At 51.3% G+C, this 1,161-nt stretch carries 1 protein-coding gene and 1 pseudogene; both read left to right on the top strand.

Translation table 11 applies throughout. The annotated features are described in order from the left end of the window. A pseudogene (locus H0Z19_RS12000) lies at positions 1 to 513 on the top strand (hypothetical protein); the annotation flags it as partial. A 1-nt stretch (position 514) separates the two neighbouring features. Further along, positions 515 to 1,161 (top strand): phage portal protein (locus H0Z19_RS11995; RefSeq protein WP_290726934.1); only part of this gene is annotated, 647 nt, incomplete at its 3' end.

Genomic DNA, 1,161 nt, shown 5'->3' with positions numbered 1-1,161 from the left:
ACTGTCATCGGGCAGAAAGGCAATGCGATAAAGGTTTTTGATATTATTTCGGCGCAGGGGAAGGAAACGACCTGGACAGCGAGGAGGGCGAGGCGGCTTTATGAGAAATATAACGCTAAAGTTGTGAACGTGGATGACACGGGCGTCGGCGGTGGCGTTACCGACTTGCTTAAAGAAGAGGGCGTCCGCGTCAGCCCCATCAAGTTCGGCGCGAGCCCGACCAACGACGAAGCAAAGGCCCTCTTTGCTAACCTTAAGGCCCAAATCTATTATGAGCTAAGGGACTATTTCGACCCGGCCAAGGATGGTATTATCGCTATTCCCAACCACTCGAAGCTTATCCGCGACCTCTCTGCCCTGAAACAGGACTATACAAGCAAGGATAAAATCAAGATAATTGACCCACCCAAGTCGCCCGATTACGCCGATAGTTTAGTTTTAGCCGTCACACGTGTGAGCTTAGCGAGAGGAACAAAACTCCCGCCACGTATGTTTATGAAGAGGAGGGTATGAGATGGTAACGTTTCCGCGTAAGCAAATAAGCACGCTCGCGGCCCGGCTGTTTCCACGTAAACAACGCGTTAGCCCGCTCCGCTTACGGAAGAGCCTAACGCCACAGGCGTCTATAATCACAAACAAAGCAGTATATAAGCCGCTGAGCGAGGAAGTAATGCTGCTCTGTGAAAACGCTTACTTAAAAGAGCCGCTCACGAGGAAAGGTATTTTAAAGCGTTCACACGACGCCTTTGAGCGCTGGCTGAGGATAGAAAGTGAGGATGAACGCGTAAAAGAGATTTTCACTGAGCTTGAAAAGAGGACGGACTTAAAGAATAGGCTTATCGACCTGCTTAAAAACGCAATGATTTACGGCGTCGGCTACCTCGAAATCATCTACGAGAACGACACCGAGCCGCCCGACCAAGAGCCGCCCGAAACGCCTATTATTGGCCTCGAACTGATTGACCCAAAGACGCTGTGGCCGGTCTATCAGGATGACCCGAACAAGGAGCGCTACGGCGAACTGCTTTACTATGAGCAGAGGATTAATAGGCCCGGCGTTAAGCCGGTTAAACTTCATCCGGCCCGCGTGATAGAATTCAAATATGATACCCTCGCGGACGGTAGGCGCCCGGTCGGCGTCATTGAGCCGATGCTCCATGT

The sequence above is a fragment of the Archaeoglobus sp. genome (assembly GCF_017656475.1).
GTDB lineage: Archaea > Halobacteriota > Archaeoglobi > Archaeoglobales > Archaeoglobaceae > Archaeoglobus.
Note: the sequence above shows the minus strand (reverse complement) of the source record. Positions and strands in the feature narration are given on the sequence as shown.